The 18,350-nt window shown below is 68.2% G+C and carries 17 protein-coding genes; 5 read left to right on the top strand and 12 right to left on the bottom strand.

The annotated features are described in order from the left end of the window. Positions 1–145: 145 nt before the first annotated feature. Entirely contained in the window at positions 146–304 is a 159-nt protein-coding gene (locus ACZ55A_RS15490) for a hypothetical protein (RefSeq protein WP_468839651.1), read from the top strand. A gap of 560 nt (positions 305–864) precedes the next feature. Here the strand turns inward: ACZ55A_RS15490 and ACZ55A_RS15485 are convergent. Both ACZ55A_RS15485 and ACZ55A_RS15480 read right to left on the bottom strand, forming a co-directional pair. Beyond that, positions 865–1,992 (bottom strand): hypothetical protein, encoded by a 1,128-nt coding sequence (locus ACZ55A_RS15485; RefSeq protein WP_468839648.1) that lies wholly within the window; start codon positions 1,990–1,992, stop codon positions 865–867. Then, complete coding sequence (locus ACZ55A_RS15480; RefSeq protein ID WP_468839645.1) at positions 1,989–3,272, bottom strand: hypothetical protein; 1,284 nt, start codon at positions 3,270–3,272, stop codon at positions 1,989–1,991. The genes ACZ55A_RS15485 and ACZ55A_RS15480 overlap by 4 nt, the downstream gene beginning before the upstream one ends. A 231-nt stretch (positions 3,273–3,503) precedes the next feature. On the opposite strand from ACZ55A_RS15480, the gene ACZ55A_RS15475 reads away from it, so the two are divergent. From ACZ55A_RS15475 to ACZ55A_RS15465, 3 genes are all read left to right on the top strand, one after another. Continuing rightward, entirely contained in the window at positions 3,504–4,043 is a 540-nt protein-coding gene (locus tag ACZ55A_RS15475) for a hypothetical protein (protein WP_468839642.1), read from the top strand. A 161-nt stretch (positions 4,044–4,204) separates the two neighbouring features. After that, on the top strand, positions 4,205–4,513 hold the full coding sequence (locus ACZ55A_RS15470; RefSeq protein ID WP_468839639.1) for a 2'-5' RNA ligase family protein: 309 nt from the start codon (positions 4,205–4,207) through the stop codon (positions 4,511–4,513). Between the two features lie 294 nt (positions 4,514–4,807). Beyond that, complete coding sequence (locus ACZ55A_RS15465) at positions 4,808–4,993, top strand: hypothetical protein (protein ID WP_468839636.1); 186 nt, start codon at positions 4,808–4,810, stop codon at positions 4,991–4,993. Here the strand turns inward: ACZ55A_RS15465 and ACZ55A_RS15460 are convergent. Then, positions 4,968–5,561 (bottom strand): hypothetical protein, encoded by a 594-nt coding sequence (locus tag ACZ55A_RS15460; RefSeq protein ID WP_468839634.1) that lies wholly within the window; start codon positions 5,559–5,561, stop codon positions 4,968–4,970. The two genes, ACZ55A_RS15465 and ACZ55A_RS15460, sit on opposite strands and share 26 nt — an antisense overlap. Positions 5,562–6,159: 598 nt before the next feature. Here ACZ55A_RS15460 and ACZ55A_RS15455 point away from each other — a divergent pair. Then, positions 6,160–6,723, top strand: a complete 564-nt coding sequence (locus ACZ55A_RS15455) for a hypothetical protein (protein ID WP_468839631.1) — start codon at positions 6,160–6,162, stop codon at positions 6,721–6,723. 32 nt (positions 6,724–6,755) lie between these two features. Here the strand turns inward: ACZ55A_RS15455 and ACZ55A_RS15450 are convergent, their stop codons facing one another. From ACZ55A_RS15450 to ACZ55A_RS15410, 9 genes are all read right to left on the bottom strand, one after another. Continuing rightward, entirely contained in the window at positions 6,756–6,890 is a 135-nt protein-coding gene (locus ACZ55A_RS15450; RefSeq protein ID WP_468839629.1) for a hypothetical protein, read from the bottom strand. A gap of 113 nt (positions 6,891–7,003) precedes the next feature. Beyond that, positions 7,004–7,762 (bottom strand): hypothetical protein, encoded by a 759-nt coding sequence (locus ACZ55A_RS15445; RefSeq protein WP_468839626.1) that lies wholly within the window; start codon positions 7,760–7,762, stop codon positions 7,004–7,006. A 417-nt stretch (positions 7,763–8,179) separates the two neighbouring features. Continuing rightward, entirely contained in the window at positions 8,180–8,854 is a 675-nt protein-coding gene (locus tag ACZ55A_RS15440; protein WP_468839623.1) for a hypothetical protein, read from the bottom strand. A gap of 163 nt (positions 8,855–9,017) precedes the next feature. Continuing rightward, complete coding sequence (locus tag ACZ55A_RS15435; protein ID WP_468839620.1) at positions 9,018–9,854, bottom strand: endonuclease/exonuclease/phosphatase family protein; 837 nt, start codon at positions 9,852–9,854, stop codon at positions 9,018–9,020. Between the two features lie 347 nt (positions 9,855–10,201). After that, entirely contained in the window at positions 10,202–11,497 is a 1,296-nt protein-coding gene (locus tag ACZ55A_RS15430) for a methyltransferase domain-containing protein (protein ID WP_468839617.1), read from the bottom strand. After that, entirely contained in the window at positions 11,494–13,365 is a 1,872-nt protein-coding gene (locus ACZ55A_RS15425; RefSeq protein WP_468839614.1) for an ABC transporter ATP-binding protein, read from the bottom strand. The genes ACZ55A_RS15430 and ACZ55A_RS15425 overlap by 4 nt, the downstream gene beginning before the upstream one ends. Before the next feature lie 952 nt (positions 13,366–14,317). Further along, positions 14,318–15,745 (bottom strand): glutamine synthetase family protein, encoded by a 1,428-nt coding sequence (locus ACZ55A_RS15420; RefSeq protein WP_468839611.1) that lies wholly within the window; start codon positions 15,743–15,745, stop codon positions 14,318–14,320. Beyond that, on the bottom strand, positions 15,742–17,166 hold the full coding sequence (locus tag ACZ55A_RS15415; protein WP_468840121.1) for an amino acid permease: 1,425 nt from the start codon (positions 17,164–17,166) through the stop codon (positions 15,742–15,744). The genes ACZ55A_RS15420 and ACZ55A_RS15415 overlap by 4 nt, the downstream gene beginning before the upstream one ends. Positions 17,167–17,344: 178 nt before the next feature. Beyond that, entirely contained in the window at positions 17,345–18,184 is an 840-nt protein-coding gene (locus tag ACZ55A_RS15410; RefSeq protein ID WP_468839608.1) for a hypothetical protein, read from the bottom strand. Between the last annotated feature and the right edge of the window lie 166 nt (positions 18,185–18,350).

Here is an 18,350-nt window from a genome sequence, read left to right as displayed (position 1 = left end):
CTTCGCCGCTTCCCAAACTTGCCCGAAGCCCAAGAGCTGACGACGCGGGCGGCAGCCCTCGTAAGTCTGGCTCCAAGCGCCGTGGAGACACCAACGTCGCTTTTCGCCCGCAGACTTGGAGGTCGCCTCGGTACGTTGACTTGCCATGAAGCCGTTCATCTTCAGGCACGGCCAGGGCCTGTGGCCCCAGAGCCCGGAGTTCTCGCTGCTACACGCCTACGTCGTGGTGGATATCGACCGCAACCCCGAACTTGCCGAACTCATCCGCTGTAGGTTCGCATTTCGTATGTCCCTTTCTCATTGACGGTGGCCCCTGTCCGACCCAAAGGACATTTCAATGAGACGAACTTCTGCCCTGTCGCATTGAAGCTGTCGGATTCCCACTCATTCTCATTCGTGCTCCGTGCCCCATAGGCGGCTTGTGGCAATGCTGAACTCGTTAAAGTTTTCGGGCCGATTTCGTGCTGCTGAAGGGCGCCTTGACGAAAGACATAGAGGCCCTCCGAACGAACCTGAGCCTGGCGGGCCTGGCTCCCGTGCGCGCCCCGGCCAGTCACGATGCTGCGCGGTGGTAGGCAGTACAGACCAGCGCCCGGTAGCCCCATTACGAGCCGGGGTAACCGGGCACGGCCGCGCGGGCGCGGCCGACTTCAGAACGCTCCGGCCAGCACCCCGGCGCGGAACGCCGCCCACTCCTTGGCGCCCAAGCACACCGCGTTCGGGCCTCCGATGCAGCGATCACGGGCCTCTTGCCCAGCATCAGGCAAGGGGGCTGCACTTCCAGCGGCCAATGCGAAGCTCGCAGTCAATGCCACCCACTTGGGGCATTGCTGACCTTCGCTCATTCGCATCGTGTGACCGGCTCTACGTCACGGGTTCGCCCAGGAATAGGGAACGGGCGCGCGCGCGGAAGCCGGTGTCCAGGCCGGCGCTGCTGACGAGGAATCCGACGACGTCAGCGGCGCGTTTGGCGGCGACGTCGTCATAGAGTCCGCCCATGTCTTCGGGCTTCTCGATGCGCTGGCCTAGGGCCGTCACGGACGTCGCGAGTTCGAGCATACGCAGGGCTGGGAGCACTGCTTCGGAGCGGATCATAATGCGCATAGCGAGTTCAAGCAGGCGGGGGTAGTAGGTCGGCAAGAGGTCGACGTGGACCTGTTCGGGGAGGGCACCGTCGCTTTTGATGCCCTCCAGCATCTGAGCCAGCCCCTGCTTTTCGCGGAGTCCCGCGGGGCCGCCGAAGAGGTATTCCTGCAGCCCTCGATCAGGGTCGAGGACATGGGTGGCGCGGATGTTCTCCACAGCGTGTGTGAGGGACATCAGATAGAGCCAGGTGCAGTCGAGCACCAGGGCCAGGTGCTGAGGGACGCGTGCATCGAGGTGTGGGGCGGCGGCGGCGAGTTCGTCGACCATCTGCAGCGGGTTGCGGTGCTGTTCAGTGATCCAGTAGGTGAATTCGCGGTAGTCGACCAGCGGCTTGAGGCGTTTATCGAGTCCGCTGAAGGCCCGCAGGACCGTGATGGCCTTGTCCGGCTGGAAGAGCCATGCGAGGGGTTCGGTGTCCAAGGCGAGAGGGCTGGGGTGGAGCTCCTCAAGGCGGGTGAGTTCGCTGCTTTGGAGAGCGGAGATCTTCAGGCGGCTGGTCAGCTGACGGGCGGCGTTGCTGAGGTCCTTCTCGCGGACCATGTAGGCGGCGTCGGCGGCAAAGAAGTCGGCGACTCCGCGGACCCAGAACATGCGGTTGGTGGAACCTTTGCTGCTGGTCTTGCAGTCCACGATGGCGCTTTGGAGGCGGAAGCCCCCGGCCACCGTGATGCCCAAGACGTCGAGGTCGGTGTACGCCTCGGGGCTGCCAGTGCGACGGCCTCGCTGGTTGGAGGGCGCGGTGTCGGTGGCGATGCTGCGGAGCTGGACGTCGAGGCGGGTGGTGTAGCCCATGCGCCACAGCAGGCGGCGTGAGGCGACCTTGAGGCCGAGATCGAGTTCGCTCATCGGGTGCGTCCCCTTCCCATGGCCGCGTCGATGACGTTCTGCCACTGCTTGGTGCTGACAGGTGCCTTGGCGCGGGTGCGGTGCATGGTCTGCATGGGGGCGCTGAAGCGCTGGCCGAGCGCCAGGGTCTGGCGGGCTTGCTCGTCTCCGATACGACCGGCCAGGTGCTCGCCGTAGGTGATCAGGTCGCGGGCGATGCGCAGGGCCTCCCGGTTGTCTTCGGTGTTGATGAAGCGTGGCCGCACCCAGCTGCCACCCGGCATCGAATCGGGGTCGAAGGCGATCAGTCCTGCGGCGTGCACAAGCCGGTACTGACGTTCGTGGGATCCGTGCGGGGCCAGAACACCGCGGTTGGGGTCGAGGAGCTTGTCGATGACGGCGACCAGTTCTTCGGGGGCGAGGCTGGTGTGGCCACCGAAATGCTGTCCGCAGCGCAGGCAGGCCAGAAGGGCCAGGGCCTTTTCCAGGACTGGCTTGCGGCCGCGCAGCAGTTCCCGGTCCAGCGTGTAGGGCAGGGCCGCGAAAGGCTGGAAGGTGTTGTCCGGCCGCTCCACGGCAGGGGCTATCAACAGGCCGCGGGAGATCGCGTCCTGCAGCAGTGGCTGATCCGGCCCGATGGGACGGCCCTGTTCACCGCGGACGGCGGCGAAAGCGTCGGCCAACTCGTCCGCGCCATGCTCGCGGATCAGGTCAGCGATCACCTGGGGGTTCTCGAAACCAAAGAACGGCGAGTAGAGCACATCACCGTCCGGCACCTGGATCCGTTTGACGATCTCGGACCGCTCCCCCACTTCCAGCAGGCTGGCCAGCGCGGCAGAGTCCACGCCCGCCTGGCTGACGACCTCTTCCTCCGGCACGGGGCCGTCCGCGAGATAGTCCACCAACAGCAGCAGCTGTTCCTCGGTCTCCGAAGGCCGACGCTCACGCCAGGCGTGTCCGAGCTTGGTGTACAGGTCGTCGTAGTACGGCACGCTCTCAGTGAACCGGGTGATCTTGCCTCCCGAGCGCTGCACGCCCTCGACGAAGCCCACCTCGTCTAGGGCCAGGACGACTTGGTCGAAGGCGAAAGGGTTCACATCCAGCTGTTCCGCCGCAACCGCTCGCAGCGCCTGGGCGTTGTCGATGACCTCCTGACCGCGGATCAGGGCGGCCAGGCTGGCGGCCATGCCTATCAGCTGCGTGTCCTCTAACGCAGTGAGGGACCCTGAGTTCGGATCCACGTTCCGCAGTCCCGCGTGCACGTCCTGGCACCGCAGTCCCTGATCGAACTCTTCCACCATTCCCCCTCGTTCATTACCAGATTCTCAATTCTCCCAGGCCAGAGGAAATTTCACAGCGCGAATCAGGGAACGTCCACGTGACGACAAGCGATGCGGCGCCGGGCCAGGGCACGGCGATCGGCGGAACGCTGGGGCAAGAGGAGGGACAAGATCGTGAGACAGAAGTGCCGTGTCCCACGAATGAGACGATCGAGAAGTCCCAGGTGGGCACAACGGAACGGGACATTCCGATTGAGGGCCTACATCCGCGGCGTTCGCGCCGCCACTAAGGACGATCCCCTCACGCACATCGGCGACAACTGGTTTCATATCACTCTCTATCAATTGTCCGAGAAGCCCACTGTCGAGGTCCCGGAAACCGAACGGCGGCCGCTCGTCGACGAGCTGACGAGGCGGATGACGGGCGTCGAACCCTTCACGCTCACGGTTGGCAGCCCTCTCGCGTACGGCTCGGGTGTCATTTTTGATCTCGGACCGGATGAGCCCCTGAACGCTCTACGCACCCGGACCACCAGCGCCTTTGAGGCGATAAGAGGCACTGCGGCGACATCGTACGAAACCGGCGTTCTCCATCTGACCGAGTCGTACGCCACGCAGGAGGTCTCACTGGACGACTTCCACCAGATTCATCGGCGAGTGCGTCGAGTTCGACCCAGCCATGCGCCTTTGCGCGTCGACGCCATCGAGCTTGTCGACGTTAGCGCCAACTCGGAGGAGAAGACCATCACGTGGAAGTCGATCGCTCAGATCCCACTCGGCGGCCGGCAATGAGGGGTCCGGGCGCCTGTGATCGTAGTCACATTGCGATGCCTGGCTGTCGCGCAATTCGACACTCTGCTCGCCCGGTGATCGCGACACGCACCGCCTCGCCACGCCCCCGGAATGCGACACGACTTGCGAGGGACACGGCCTGTGCCGCGACTTACTCCGGAGTGATCGCCGACGTCCATCCCGACGAGCCCCTCGACGACCTCCACACCGCCGTCCGCGCCGTCATCCAGGCCATTCGGGGACCCGGCGCGACGAGGTATCCGACCAAGGTCCCGCATCTCACGATTGGATACGCGACCGACGAATGCGACTCCGACCAGGTCCAGCGCAAGCTCCGAAGCAAGGTACGCCCCGGCCATGCCCCGATGCGGGTGGACGCCGTACACCTCGTGGACGTGACCGCGGATGCCCAGGCCAAGAAGATCACGTGGGACCACGTCGCGAGGATCCCGCTTGGTACGGGTCTCTGAGGACTGCGGGGGCCAGCCCGCAGGACGTGACTGCTCGGGGCGGGCGGCGATGTCGGCCGAGGTCCCTTGGGAACGTTCGCTGGATGCGGCGGGTGCCGTGGCGCTGGCCGCGTACGTCGCCTCGAAGCATCCAGGCGTTGATCCAGAGTGCTGGCGGACCTCTTCGTCGCTCGCGTCGGCGAAGCGAGGACCGGTCATCGCCCGTCCCGGCTCCGCGTCCTTCGCGCCGGTTCTTCTGGCCTTGCCGGGCGAAGGAGCCTGAGATCCCGGGTGTCCCGCCCCTGCCGGCCGGCCTTGCACGCGTCCCAGGGGGCGCTCGCCGCGGCCCACAGTGGTTACCCCTACCGGACCGCCCAAGCCCACGCCGACTTCAACGCACTCTCCCGCGAGGTCCAGATCCTGCTCGACCTGGGCCTCGCCTCGATGATCGCCACCATCCGCCGCGGATCAACCGTCATTGTCGCTTCGCGCGGACTCTGACGGAGAGCAGGTGGCCGGTGGGCAACAGGGAACCGTAGCGGCGGCCCGGCCTATGCAGGGTGTAGCTGCTGTCGGGCACCAGGCCGTCCAGCACGCGCTGCGCGGCAGCGTCGTCCGAGACCGTGGCGTGTGCTGTGTGGCAGTGGCTCAGGTCCTCGACCACCAGCTCGTCCACATCTGGCGCCGCCTTCCCGGCCCAGTCGGCCAGGGCCCGCAGCGCCTCCGCGGTGTCCGAGGTGGTCGTGGTGCGCTCCGGGAGATCGGAGTAGTTGGGCAGGTGCTGCGGCGCGGTATTGGTGAAGGCGATGATGACGGTGTTCTTCCACTGACCGCGCACCGAGGCCCCGTAGCGGGCCAGGCCCTCATCGACGGCGGGAACCTCCCTGATCTGGACTGCGATCTGATCCACCGCCACACGCTGGTCGGCCAGAGGCAACCGATGCGGAGTGGCGAGGGTGACGTACGGCGGGCTTGCGTACCGGGCGAAGGTAATGGTGAGCGGCGGCACAGCCCCGACGTCGTCCAGAAGCAAGGCCACCTCCTGAAGCTGCTGCGCGAAATCCCCCATGGCGCTCAGTCTGCCGCAGTCGGAGCCTTCCGTCACACATCGGCGGGCTCCCGCACCAGCGCCACAAGCGACGACCGCCACCGGCTCGTGCTCTGCCCGCTCGGTTCGGAGGGCGCGGTTAGGATCGGCGGATCCGCGCTCTCGGTAGCTGACACTCTCTACGGAAAGAGCCGGGGGGCACCAAGACGAAGGTGCCCAGTGAAGCGCGATAGCCCGTCAACTGCTGATGGCCAAGCGATCGGCCTGGCGCGGGCGCAGTGTGCGAACGGTATCGGGCGGTCTGCCGGCACTCGGAAACCGCGGACGACCGAAAGGGCGAACTATGACAAAACGAGAGCGCGGCGGACAATCTGGGTGACCGCAAGGTCTGGCCGGCACTGGTAGGCCGGGCGCCGCTCGATGCGGCAGCCGGTTGATCAGAGGGCGGTATGGAAACCTTTGCCGGTTCAACAAACCCCCGCAACATCATCGGCGCTCGCTGAACCGTCCAACTGGCGTGATGGAAAAGCCGTTGAGTCCGCGACGAACGGTCCGCGAGGCTGCGGCCATGGAATGTCCACACTTCACGGCACCGCCGCCCGATCCTGAACCTCCCACCGTGAACGCCTTCCTCTCCGCCGTCGATCGCGCCATGAATAGCAACACCCTGCTGCTTACGGCGGCCTGCGACGTGCCCGTCACAGCCGGCAACCGGCAGGACGTCCTACACGCCTTCCTGCGCAGCGCCATGTTCGAGCAGCTCATGCGCGCCGCTGACCGTCGCCGCGGGTGGTACAACCTGGCAGACGAGTGCGACGACCAGCCCTTCGAACGGCCGCTCCTGCGGGCCGGCTTCCGTGCCACGATCAGCTCGCTCGACCGTGCTGGCTTCCTGGCACGGCTTCGCTGGATGCTCTGCGAGGCATTCAGCCCTTACCGCCACCACTACCCGGCAAAAGAGGCCGAGCCACTGGTCCGCAACTTCGCCCGGGAACTGCTCGGTGCGGACGGACCGGCGTGGTCCTTCGCCGCCATCAGCCCTGACTTCCTGCGCACCACCGGCTACTACAGCGGCGAGGAGCCGCTGAGTCCGGTGTACTTCGATGGAGGCGCCTCCGACACCGCTACGGTCATTTACCGGGGCGGCGCTTTCCACCTGCTGCTGACGAATGGCTCGCCATGAGAGGGCGGCGGAGCAGTGGCGGACGCAGGCGGTCAGTGCGGGTGAGGAGGCGGGCAGGAGCAGGACCGCGTCTTCCAGGCCCCGGCCTCCAACTGGGCGTTGGTGAGGTTCGTGGCGATACGGGCGCGGTCCGCCTTGACGGCAGCCGGGGTGGGGTTGATCGCCATGACCGGCGCCTCGTGCCCGGCAGCACCCGGACTGCCTGAGCCCACGGGCAGCAGGCTCGGCCTCCGGCCGCCGTCTCGCTCTCCTGCACCGGGCGGCCGAAGGCCCAGCCCACTCACGCGTCGGGACCGTGTCGGCTGCCCTGATCGCGGCGCCCGCATGTGGTCGGCGCGACGTCATGCAGACGGATCCAGTGCGGTGCCGCACCTGGCAGGTCGATCCTGAATTCGACGGGCCACGGCACGACCAGCTGGTCGGCGGAACGGACCGTGATCGCGGGCGGCTGCGCTGTCCGCAAATGCCGGTCCAGCCGCCAAGCCGTCAGTGCGGCCCCGTACAGGGCCCGGATCGTGGCCTCAGGAGTGACCGGCGCTTCGGCGGTAATGTGGGCGGTGAAGCCGAAGGTAGTTCCGCAGCGTGGGTCCCCGCCGAAGTTCAGCCCGACCATCGTGCGTGTGGGGGCCGTCGACCACGGTGACACTGGCCTGGTGCTGGTCCAAGAGCCGCTGCATGAGCGTGTGCGGCCCTCGCCCACAGCCGGGGCCGCGATGTGGTCGGCCAGGGACCGCGCCTTGTCCTCGATCTCCCATGCGTCGCAGGCCCGCCGGTAGTCGTCGGCGCTCCAGGCGTCCGGCCCGTGAGACGGAATCCGTGCCGCCAGGGTCGGCCACGGCGGGGGGAGGGTGACCAGCGTCGGCGTGTACGCGGTGTCGGGCCAGTCCCTGTCGTCCTGCGCGGAGTCCTCGTGGATCTCAAGGCTGATGGTCGGGCAGTTAGTGGTACCGCGTTCCACAGTGGCGATGATCCGCGCGTACGGCAGGAGCCATTCGTAGAGCTCCCGGAGGCGCTGCTGCGCCTCGGCTCTGGCCGTCATTCCCAACTCCCCCTGTTCCGCTGGCCTGTGATCGGAACACGCTACTCCGGGGCGTGGCCGCGATGCGTGCTCGTGTTCACGGCTGTGGGTACCGTCCTTTGCGTCCGGTCGGCTGGCACGACCTGGTGGGCACGGCGTCGTACCGAGGTCACGCGAACGGCGGTGTGGAGGCGGCGGAGTGCCGGGTGTGGGTACGCACCCCGGAGCACGTGCGGCCGGCCGTCGGCATCGACTACGACCAGGTCGTCACCGAGCGGTTGGAGCGGTCGCTGCAGTCGGTCCGAGAGGTTCTCGGAGAGCGCCAGCGGACCGCACGACCCGGGGCCCAGGCCGGCTGTACGGCCGCGGTTCTTCCTGGACCTGTATGAGGCCCCGACGCGTAGGGCGCGGGCCAGTCTGCCTCCTCCTCGTCTCTGCTCAGCTGGCTTCGGCTGCCGTGACGAGCTCGTATCCCTCATACCAGCGGGGGTCGCGGACGGGCACCGGTGACATCCCCAGGGAGGGTGCGACTTCGGCCAGCGATCGGTAGTCGCCTCTGCGGCCCGGGGCCTGCCGCAGCCGGTAGTCCTGCACCGTGTTGTAGGAGCCGTCGGCGAGGTGCGGCGCATTGCGTGCGTGCCACAACAGGCATGCGAAGGCGCGGTACACCGAGCGGCGTACCCGGGACCACTGCTCCGGGTCGCTGTCGAGCACGTGCATCAGGGCGTGCCAGCGGTTGGCGTACGGTCCGGTGGGGGCTGGCCACCCAGTACCGCCGGGCGTGAGGACGGTCCCGTCCTCGTCTTCGTCCTCGATCCAGTTGCGTAGCTCGGACCCGAGCCGGTCCAGGTCCAGGTCGCCGATCGCGTCGCCGGTCCATCCCATCGCGATCCGGAGGGACTCCGCGACCGCGGCCACTAGGTGGTCGCGGGCCTGCGGGTCGTCTCGAAGCAGGAAGCCGCGGCCGGGCAGTACGGGGGGATCCTGGTCCCGGTGCCAGCGGACGATGGCTTCCGCCCATGGCCACGCGTCGGTGTAGGGGTCGCTTCCGCCGTGGGTGGCCCGGTATGCGTCGGTGAAGCGGGGCAGGACGGCGTGGGGGTCAAAGGCCATGGCCACAGTCTGCCCCACCGCCGGCCACGCCATACCGGAGAACGGGACCGCAGAGCTATTCCCCCGCAGATAGTCCGCAAACCTGATCGGATACAGCCGCATGGCTGCTGTCCGGCGGGCTGCCGCCCAACGCAGATGGGCGGCAGCCGAATTCCAGCGGCGTTCAGGTGTAGTCACGGATCAGGGACGTGTCGGCCTGTTCCAGGTCGAGTGTGAAGGCGACTCCGTAGTGGTCCGAGTGAGGGCCTGGGTCCACTATCCGGTAGTTCTTGATCGCGGGGACAAGCGTGGGAGTGACGTGGGCCTGGTCCACTCGTAGGAGGCCGGCCTTGCCGGTGGGTGCCAGCAGGGAGGCGTCGTTGCGGAGGGTGGCAACGTGGGCGGCGACGTCGGTGAGCTCACCGTCCATGAACGTTTGGCCGACGACGCGGTTGCCCTGCCAGGGGTCGGTGGGCTTCTTGCGCCGCAGGCAGCGAGAGGTTCGGTTGTAGGGCTGGACGAGGGACCAGTCGGGTTCTTCGTCACCCAGTGCCATGTGGTTGATGTCGCCTCCGATCAGGGCGATTCCGCCGTACCGGTAGGCGCGGGCGCACAGCAGTTGGGCCTCTTGGGCGGCGACGTCCGCGGAGTAGGGGGTCAGGTGTGTGCTGATCGCTACCAGCGGTTCCGGCAGGTCCTGTGAGAGGCCCAGGGGTTTGAAGCGGGGCGCGCAGTAGCCGTGATGCATCTCCGTGACGCTGTATTTCGTCTCGGTTGCCAGCAGTTCCAGGGCCTCAGGTTTCCAGGCGACCGCTGTGTTCAGGTTCCTTGATGGTGCCACCGCCAGTTCCATCCCGAGGGCCTGTTTCGCTGCCTCGGCGTTGTCGGGGTCTGCCAGCCAGTCGACTTCCTGGAGGAGGAGCAGCTGCGGACCGACGCCGCGGATAACGTCGAGCAGGCCTTCCCAGCGCCCGTCGATGTTGGCCCCGTACTGGGCGTTCTGGCTCATAACGGTCAACATGGTTCTGTTCTCCTTAGGGTGGGTCCTGCGGTCTCTGTGTCGAGGTGGTCGGTCGACGCCGAACGACGTGTTGATCGGCTCGCTTACCGGCCGATGCCCGTCTGCGCCAGGACACCGGCATCGGCGGTGGCCGCTCCGTGTGGCTCTTGGTCTGGCCACGGAACGAGCAGGCGAGGGCCTTGCCCAGCACGTATCCGGCGGGAAGGTAGTCAGGCGTGCCGGTGCGGCCAGATGGTCTCTGCATCTGGCGAGCCAGCTCTCGTCGAGCGGTTCGGACAGGATCAGCTCCGACCGAAGGCGGGCGATCTCGCCGGCGTCGGCAGGTGGGGCACGTCGGGGCAGGGGCATCATGCGTGGGCCCCCTTCGGCTCCGGGCTGGTTGGGTGGGGCAGGGACCAGGCCAGCTCCTTCTCGTCGCTGCCGACGCTGACCCACTGCTCGCCGTGGGCGTCGAAGTGGAGCCGGTATGAGGTCGGCGAACCGGCGGCCCGCCACCGGGCGGCGACGGTCTGGATCTCGTCCCAGATGTCCCGGGGCCCCCAGGCCGTTATCGTCCAGTCGCCAGAGGTGCCGGGGCGGGCGGTGAGCCAGGAGCCGCACGCGGGGGCGCCGATCATCAGGTGGTCGGCACCCCAGTTCCGCACCAAGCCAGGCCGGAGGGCCGCGACAGCCAGCCACAATCCGCGCGGCTCATCGGGCGGCGGTGCTGTGCGGCTGTGGAAGCTACGGCCGCCGTCACCGGCCGTGATCCGGTCCAAGAACGCCCGTGAGAGGAAGATCCGCTGGAAGCCGTGGCCGGGCCGGTGCCCAAATTCCACCGCCCGCAGTTCGCCCTCCACCCGACCGTGAGCGGTCCTGGTGATCACAGCAAGGCCCGGCCAGGACGGCGACGTGCCGGTCACGGTCGCCAGCACCCGACCGCCCGGGGCCAGCTGCTCCACCCACGCCCATGGCACCCACGGAACCGCGTACGAGACGAACACCCTGTCGTGCGGAGCCCGTTCCTCCCAGCCGGCCTCCCCATCACCCGTCACCACGGTCGGGCGGTACTCGAGTTCGGCCAGGTGCGTGCGGGCCGCCTCGGTTACGTGCGGATCGCGGTCGACGGTGACCACGCCGCGCTCGCCGCAGACCCAGCAGGCGACCGCGGCGGTCACGCCCGCGCCGGTGCCGACATCAAGAACCCGGTGTCCTGGCCCGAGATCCAGCTTCCGCAGCAGACCGGCGGTCATACCGACCGTGCTGGACATCGACGTGATCATCCCCCCGGACCGCGGACCGGGCACGCGCCCGAGAAGGGGTTCGCCGTTGTGCTGGATCAGCACACTCTCCCCGCCGTACAGCACTCCGAGCAGCTCCTCGCGGTCACCGGGCACAGCCCAGTCCAGCAGGTCCCACCGCGGCGTCCGCTCCTCCAGCGCGCTGCGCCGGACGTATGCCTGCGGCATCAGCACCTCACGGGGAAGGGAAAGCAGGGCATCGCGCACGAGGCCCGGGCCCAGCGCCCCTTCCTCCTCCAGCCGGGCAACCATCGCTGCCCGCGCGGCATCCGGATCCACCGCGATGCTCGGCTGGGGCGCCCGGGCTCCCGTGTCCTGGCGCCGCACCCGGCTTTCGGTCTCCGGCCCACCGTGGCGGCTCATGTGCGTGCCCCGCGGTGCTCGCCGTCACACTGGGATTCCTCAGAGGTGACCTGGTAGGACAACAATTGCTGGAACAGGCCCGGTTGCTGGGAGAGCTGTTGGTAGGTGCCTTCCTGCACGATCCTGCCCTCGTCGAGGACCACGATCCGGTCGGCCACGGCGACGTTGGTGATGCGGTGGGTCACCAGCAGTACCACCCGGTCCCGGGCCAGGTCCCGCAGCCGCTGGAAGATCCGGTACTCCGCCCTCGGGTCCAGGTTCGCGGTCGGCTCGTCGAGGACCAGCAGCCCCGCCTCTTTGAAGAACGCCCTTGCGAGAGCGACGCGTTGCCACTGCCCACCGCTCAGCTCCTCCCCGTTGAGCCACTCGCGGGCGAGGAGGGTGTCCAACCCGGCACCGAGCTTGTCGACGACCTCGTCGGCGCCGGCAGCCTCGCACGCCTCACGCACGGCAGTATCGCCGCGCGGCGATGGCTGCCCGAGGGTGACGTTCTCGCGCACGGTCAGGGGCCAGTGCGCGTAGTCCTGTGGCACCAGGGCCACCTGCTGCCACAGCGCCTGCGGGTCGGCGTCGCCGGCAGGGGTGCCGTCCCACAGCACCTGCCCGTCCGTGGGCAGGTACAGGCCGCTGACCAGCTTCGACAGCGTCGACTTGCCCGAGCCGTTGAACCCGACCAGGGCGGTGACCTCGCCACGGCGCAGAGTCAGCGAGACGTCGGACAGCGCGTCTTGGTCCTTGCCCGCATAGCGGTGGGAGACCGCCTTGAGCTCGATCTTCTGCGGCGGCTTGGGCCGGTGCGTGCCCCGGCGCATGCGGAACCCGCCGGCCTTGTCCAGGAATCCGCTCCAGTCGTCCATGTACAGCCCCGTGCGTACCGCCCGCGCCCCGATGGCCACCAGGCCGCGGACCGACTGCCCCACCGTCTGCAGGGCGAAGACGGCCGTACCGGCGTGCCCGACGCTGATGCGGCTGGTTGCCAGCAGCCACACGACCGCCGCCCACACCAGGGCCGAGCCCAACCCTCCGCACAGCGCGCCGAACAGGGACATGCGCGCCCCCTTGTCGGCTGCGGTGCGGTCCTCGCGGTTGATCCGGGCGACCGTCTGCCGATACCGGCCGGACAGGAAGCCGGCCATGGTGCCGGCGCGGATCTGGTCGGCGGCCTCGCGGGTGTAGATGTGCCAGCGCAGCACCGACAGCATCCGGTTGTCGCCGTTGCTGCGGAGGTTGGCCAGGTAGCGCACGCGTGCGGCGCTGATCTGGGCCAGGGCCTGCGGCAGGCTGGCCGCCACCAATAGCGGCAGGAGCACCCAGTGCACCCCGGCCAGCACGACGGCTCCGGCGAGGAAGGAGGCCGCCGAGGCGATCAGGTCCTGCCCTTCGTCAATCAGGTCCCCGGTGACCTGTGCTCCGCGGTCGGCGGCCTCGCGGTCGCGGTTGAAGTCGGGCTCGTCGTAGGCGCACAGCTCCACCTCTGCGCAGCCCGTCAGCAGCATCTGCTCGGCTTCGCGCGACATCAGCGGGCCCAGCCGGGAGGAGAGCCAGTTGACGGTGATCCCCAGGAGCGCTCGCACGCCGGATGCGCCGGCGAGCAGGACCACCGACGGCCACGCCTGCAGAAGCCGCTGGTAGACGTCCCCGCTGGTCAGCAGTGCGGTCAGGGTCCCGCTGATCGCGACCAGGCCCAGGGCCTGCATCACACCGGCGACCCCCTGGCACAGCAGGAGACCGACGGTCGCTGCCCGGTCGACCCGCCAGGCGAGGGCCAACGACCGGCGCACCAACTGCGGCAGGCGCTTGGCCATGTCGCTCATCCGGATCGACCGGCCGGCCGCTTCACGGCTGCCGGTCAAGTCCACGTACCGCATCTGCGACCCCGGATCGGTCGCTTCTGCGGCGGTGCCCGGCTTGGCTCCAGGGGGGACGTCATGTCCGTCCTGCCATCCGGCAGGTTTCGTGGCGGGCGGAGGCGGCTGAGGGGAGGTGCGCGGCCCCGGGACACGGTCGGTTGATGCGTCGGTGGGTTCGCTCATGCCCCCCACCCCGAATCCGGGCGTGATGAGTGGCGGGCACGGCGGGCCGCAGCGTCAACAATGCGCCCCAGGAAGCCCATGGGCAGATGGGGTTCCAGCCGTCGATGTTCGATATCGGTAGGGGGCATCACGGGGATGGCAATGGGATGCATGGTTCCTCCAGGGGAGTCACTGATGAGTACAGGTGCTCTAAGAACGGCCCCGATCGCACCCCCGTAACGGGTGCTTCGGAGGCAAATGCTGAACATGAGTTCCCATCACCGACTCGGGCTGTGCGGTTGTTGGTCTGCGTGCGACTTCGGGTGTTCGAACGGCTCGAATCGCTCCTCTGGGGTATTGCGGCAACGGGATTGACGGGGGTGTGATCTCAGCTCGAGCGCGGGTTGCGAGCGCGATCAATCCGCGCTTACCGGTGAGCCGTTCTGGCTCCGCTGAGACGTTGCTGCGGAGCAGCTGGCCAGCGGGGTGAGGTGCCCGCCGGGCTTCAGCCATGCCTGCGTAACGGCTGTCGAAGGGTGCGGTGCCCGATGAGTTGATTAGGGCCAGCCGGCGTCCTGTGCCACGAGCCACATGAGGCCCATCCACCCACTGGCGATCACGACGAAGACCAGGAACAGGAGGACGAATGTCGCGGCACGTATTGGCGGGTCAGGTTTTGGTGGCTCCGGCGGGGCATGCCCGTGGATGTGCGCTGTGCGTAGGCAATCAGGGCAGTTGGGGTGGTGCGTCATCGCAGGGTGGTCACCTCGCCGCGACGTGGGTGCTCTTCACGGAAGCCTCCTTGGGGTCATGCGCGGGTGAGCCAGCGGTGGCGTTCGGCGTCGGTGACGATGTGCTGGTGGTGGGAGATCTCCAGCTGGGCGAGGTGGGCGTAGTGCTCGACGACGGCGTCGCCGAGGGCGTCGCGGACGATGGCGCTGTTGCGGAGGGCCACCTGCGCCTGCTTCAGCGTGCTCGGGAGAGGTGGCCCTCCTTCCCGGTAGGCGTTGCCTGTCTCTGGCGGTCCGGGGGTGAGCGCGTTGTCGACGCCGTGGTTGATGGCGGCGACAGCTGCGGCGAGCGCCAGGTAGGGGTTGGCGTCCGCCCCGGGGACGCGGATCTCCAGGTGCCGGCCTTCGCCGTGGCCGACGACGCGTATGGCGCAGGAGCGGTTGTCGTAGCCCCAGCTGGCGGTGGTGGGCGCAAAGGAGTCGGGGACGTAGCGCTTATAGGAGTTGATGTTCGGCGCGTACAGCACAGCCATCTGCGGCAGAGCATCGAGCAGTCCAGCGATGGCGTGCCGGACGAGTGCGGACAGGGCGCCGTCGGTGCCGGTGATCGCGTTGTTGCCGTTCTTCCACAGCGAGATGTGCAGATGGAGGCCGTTTCCCACGCCGGTTGTGGGGGCTGCCATGAAGGTGGGGGTGAGACCTGACCGGCCGCCGATGGCGCGGACGGCGTGTTTGAACGCCAGGTGCCCGTCGCAGGCGGCAAGGGCCTCGCCGTAGGGGAACGTCACCTCCACCTGACCGGGGGCGCTTTCCGTTTTGACCGCCTCGACGGGAAGAGCGGCGCCGGCGAGGGCTGCCTGCAGGCGGCGGAAGAACCGGTCCGCGGCCGGCGGGTGGTCCAGGGCGTAATCCAGGCTCCCCATGGCCAGGGGCCGCAGATCCTGATAGCCGCTTTCGGCGGCTTCCTCGGGGGTTCCCTGGTAGACCACGAACTCGCATTCCAGACCCGCCTTGACGTCCAGACCATGGCGGGCCAGGCGCTCCAGCTGTCGGCGCAGCATCTGGCGCGGGGCCACCTCGACTGGGCTGCCCTCGTGGTCGACGGCGTCACCGAGGACCAGGGCGGTCTTCGGCATCCACGGAGTAAGGCGCAGCGTCGTGAGCGCTGGGGTGACGGCCAGGTCCTGATAGCCGGTGGCCCATGAGGTCAGGGCGAAGCCGCCGGCGGGGGTCATGTCGACGTCGGTGGCCAATACGTAGGCACACATGTCCGCCCCGCCCGTTGCGACGCGGTCGAGGAAGTGCCGCGCGCCGTAGCGTTTGCCCTTCAGCCGGCCCTGTAGGTCGGGGACAGCCAGCAGCACCGTGTCGATCCGTCCAGAGCTGACCAGGTGGCGCAGCTGGTCGAGGGATAGCTGGCTCGACGCGGCATGCCCCTGTCCTTGACCCGCAGGTGCGGCCAGAGGGGCATCGGCGCCGTTGCCGGAGTTGGCAGAGAACTTCACACGATCTCCTGGTCGAAGTGGTCGGAGGAGCGGTCGAGGCTCTGGGCGGGCATGTCGTAGGTGCGCTTGCCCGCGGCCCGCCACCACAGCCAGGCCAGCGACAGCACGGCGAGCAGCGCGAGGGGTGCGTAGTTGAAAGTGGCGACGGAGATCGGGCTGGTCTGGGGCAGGCAGAACAGGACGGTGACGAATGCCACCCAGGCCACAGCGACGGTGCCGACCGTCACGCCCCACCGGCCCAGGTTCCACGGTCCGGGCCGGAACCGGTGGCGGTGCTTGACGCGCAGGAAGATCGGGATGGCGTAGGCGGGGGTGATGCCGATGACGTTGATGCTGGTGATCGCCGCGTAGGCGGTCGGGCTGTACAGGCTCGGCACGGCGAGCAGGGCCGCGGTACCGACGGTCAGCCACACCGCGTGGCGGGGCGTACCGGTGCGGGCGTGGACCCGCCGCCACAGGCCCGAGCCCGGCAGGGCACCGTCCCGGCTGAACGCGAACACCATCCGGGAGGCGGCAGCCGTCTCGGCGTTGCCGCAGAACAGCTGGGCGACGATAACGACCAGAAGTAGCGCCTTCGCGCCGGACACTCCCAGGGCGTCGAGGAAGATCTGGGCGGGCGGAACTCCGGTCGCGGTGGCGCGGGTTGCGGCGTAGTCCTGGATGGCGAACGTGAGACCGGCCAGCAACGCGAACCCAGCGATCCAGGACCAGCCGATGGCCCGCATGATGCCGCGGGAGGCGCTGACCTGAGCGTTGGTGGTCTCCTCCGACAGGTGCGCGGAGGCGTCATAGCCGCTGAAGGTGTACTGCGCCAGCAGCAGGCCGATCAGCGTCACGTACACGGGGCTGGACCAGCCGGTGTGGTTGACGAACTCGCCGAAGACGAAGCCGGGCTCCTGGTGGCGGGCCGGGACGATCGCCAGCACGCCGACGATCACGGCGACGCCGGCCAGGTGCCACCAGACACTGATGCTGTTGAGGATGCTGACCAGCCGGACACCGAACAGGTTCAACCCGGCGTGCAGGGCGAGGATGATCAGGTAGATGACCATGGTCTTGCCCGCACTCGGCTCGAAGCCGAACTGCAGGTTCAGCCAGGCACCGGTGAACAGCGCGGCACCGTAGTCGATGCCGGCGATCGCACCGAGCAGTCCGAGCAGGTTGAGCCAGCCGGTGTACCAGCCCCATTTGCGGCCGCCGAGCTTCTCTGCCTGGTAATACAGGGCCCCGGACGTCGGGTAGGCGGAGGTGACCTCGGCGAGCCCGGCGCCGACGAACATCACCATCACGCCTACGGCGATCCAGCCCCACATCATCACCGCGGGGCCACCGGTGGTCAGACCGAAGCCGTACAGCGTCATGCAGCCGGAGAGCACGCTGATGACGGAGAAGCTGATTGCGAAGTTGCCGAACGGACCCATCCGGCGGGCGAGCACCGGCTCGTACCCCAGTTCGCGCAAGTACGCGTCATCCGGGGCACGCCGGGAGCGATCCGACCGGCGGTGCTGACCTAAGCGGAACACGAAACCTCCAGGAAGTGAAGAAAGGGGCGAATGGGCTGAACGTGCGTGTCAAGGGATGTGGCGAGGTCCGGCAGGGTCACGGACGAGGGCCGGCGCGTGGAGCCTTCCTGTGTGCGTAGGCCAGCGCTTCCCGGCGTGCCCGCAGCATCAGCTCCTGACCTGCGTCGTCTCCCGGGAGCTGGTCCTCCACCGAGGACCACGGTTCGCGGGTGGCGTAGGGCTCCATGGCTGTGAACACCTGGGCGGCTTCGACGAACTGGTGGCCTGCCCACAGCGCATACGCAAGGTGGCTCAGGTCGGTCAAAGACCGTAGAGAGGGGTTTGTGGTCTTGAACCAGTGGTGGAAGGCGTTGCGGGTGTAGGAGCGCAGTGGGTCCTCGGCCCACTGCCGTCGCCACAGCGGGTGCACCCTGCCGCGCTGCATCTGCTGGCGGCACTGCTCGACTTGAGCGTATGCCGGTAGCAGGAGCAGGGGCGATCCGGCGGGCGCCCACGATGCCACCCACCGTCCGAAGTCGAAGACCGCAGCCAGCCCGCCGGATGCCGGGGCGTCCCGGGAGAGCAGGACCTGCAGGATCCGGTGGAATGCCTCCCGGTTGAACGGATCCCGTCGGTGCACCTCGCCCAGCAACTGCCACGGCCCCGGCGGCAGCATCGGCTCCTTCGACGGCACACGGTGCTCCGGTCGCTGTTGACGCACATCGATCTGCGCGAGGGCCAGCAGGCACACCCACGGGACCGGATCGTGCGGAGCCCGGTGTGCGGCCATCTGCGCTGCATGTCGGCCACGGGTCTCGAACTCGGATACGGCGGTGTGTTGTTGGCGGTGGGCACGCAAGGCACGCTCCACGAAGACCCGGGCTCGCATGACCTGGGCGTCGTAGCTGTCCGGTTCCTCGGCCAGCCACACATCCATCACGTCGCTCCCGGCAGCGGTGACCGCCAGGACCTGAGTCCGAGACGTCCTCAGCGCCAGCGACCTCGTGGCGGACAACAGGTTCCGCGTGGCCGACCACCGTCCGGCTCGCAGCTCTACCAGGGCCACTCGCAGGTCATCATCGCTGCCCGCGGGGTGATATACG

The organism is Streptomyces sp. NPDC034111, assembly GCF_055575375.1.
Note: the sequence above shows the minus strand (reverse complement) of the source record. Positions and strands in the feature narration are given on the sequence as shown.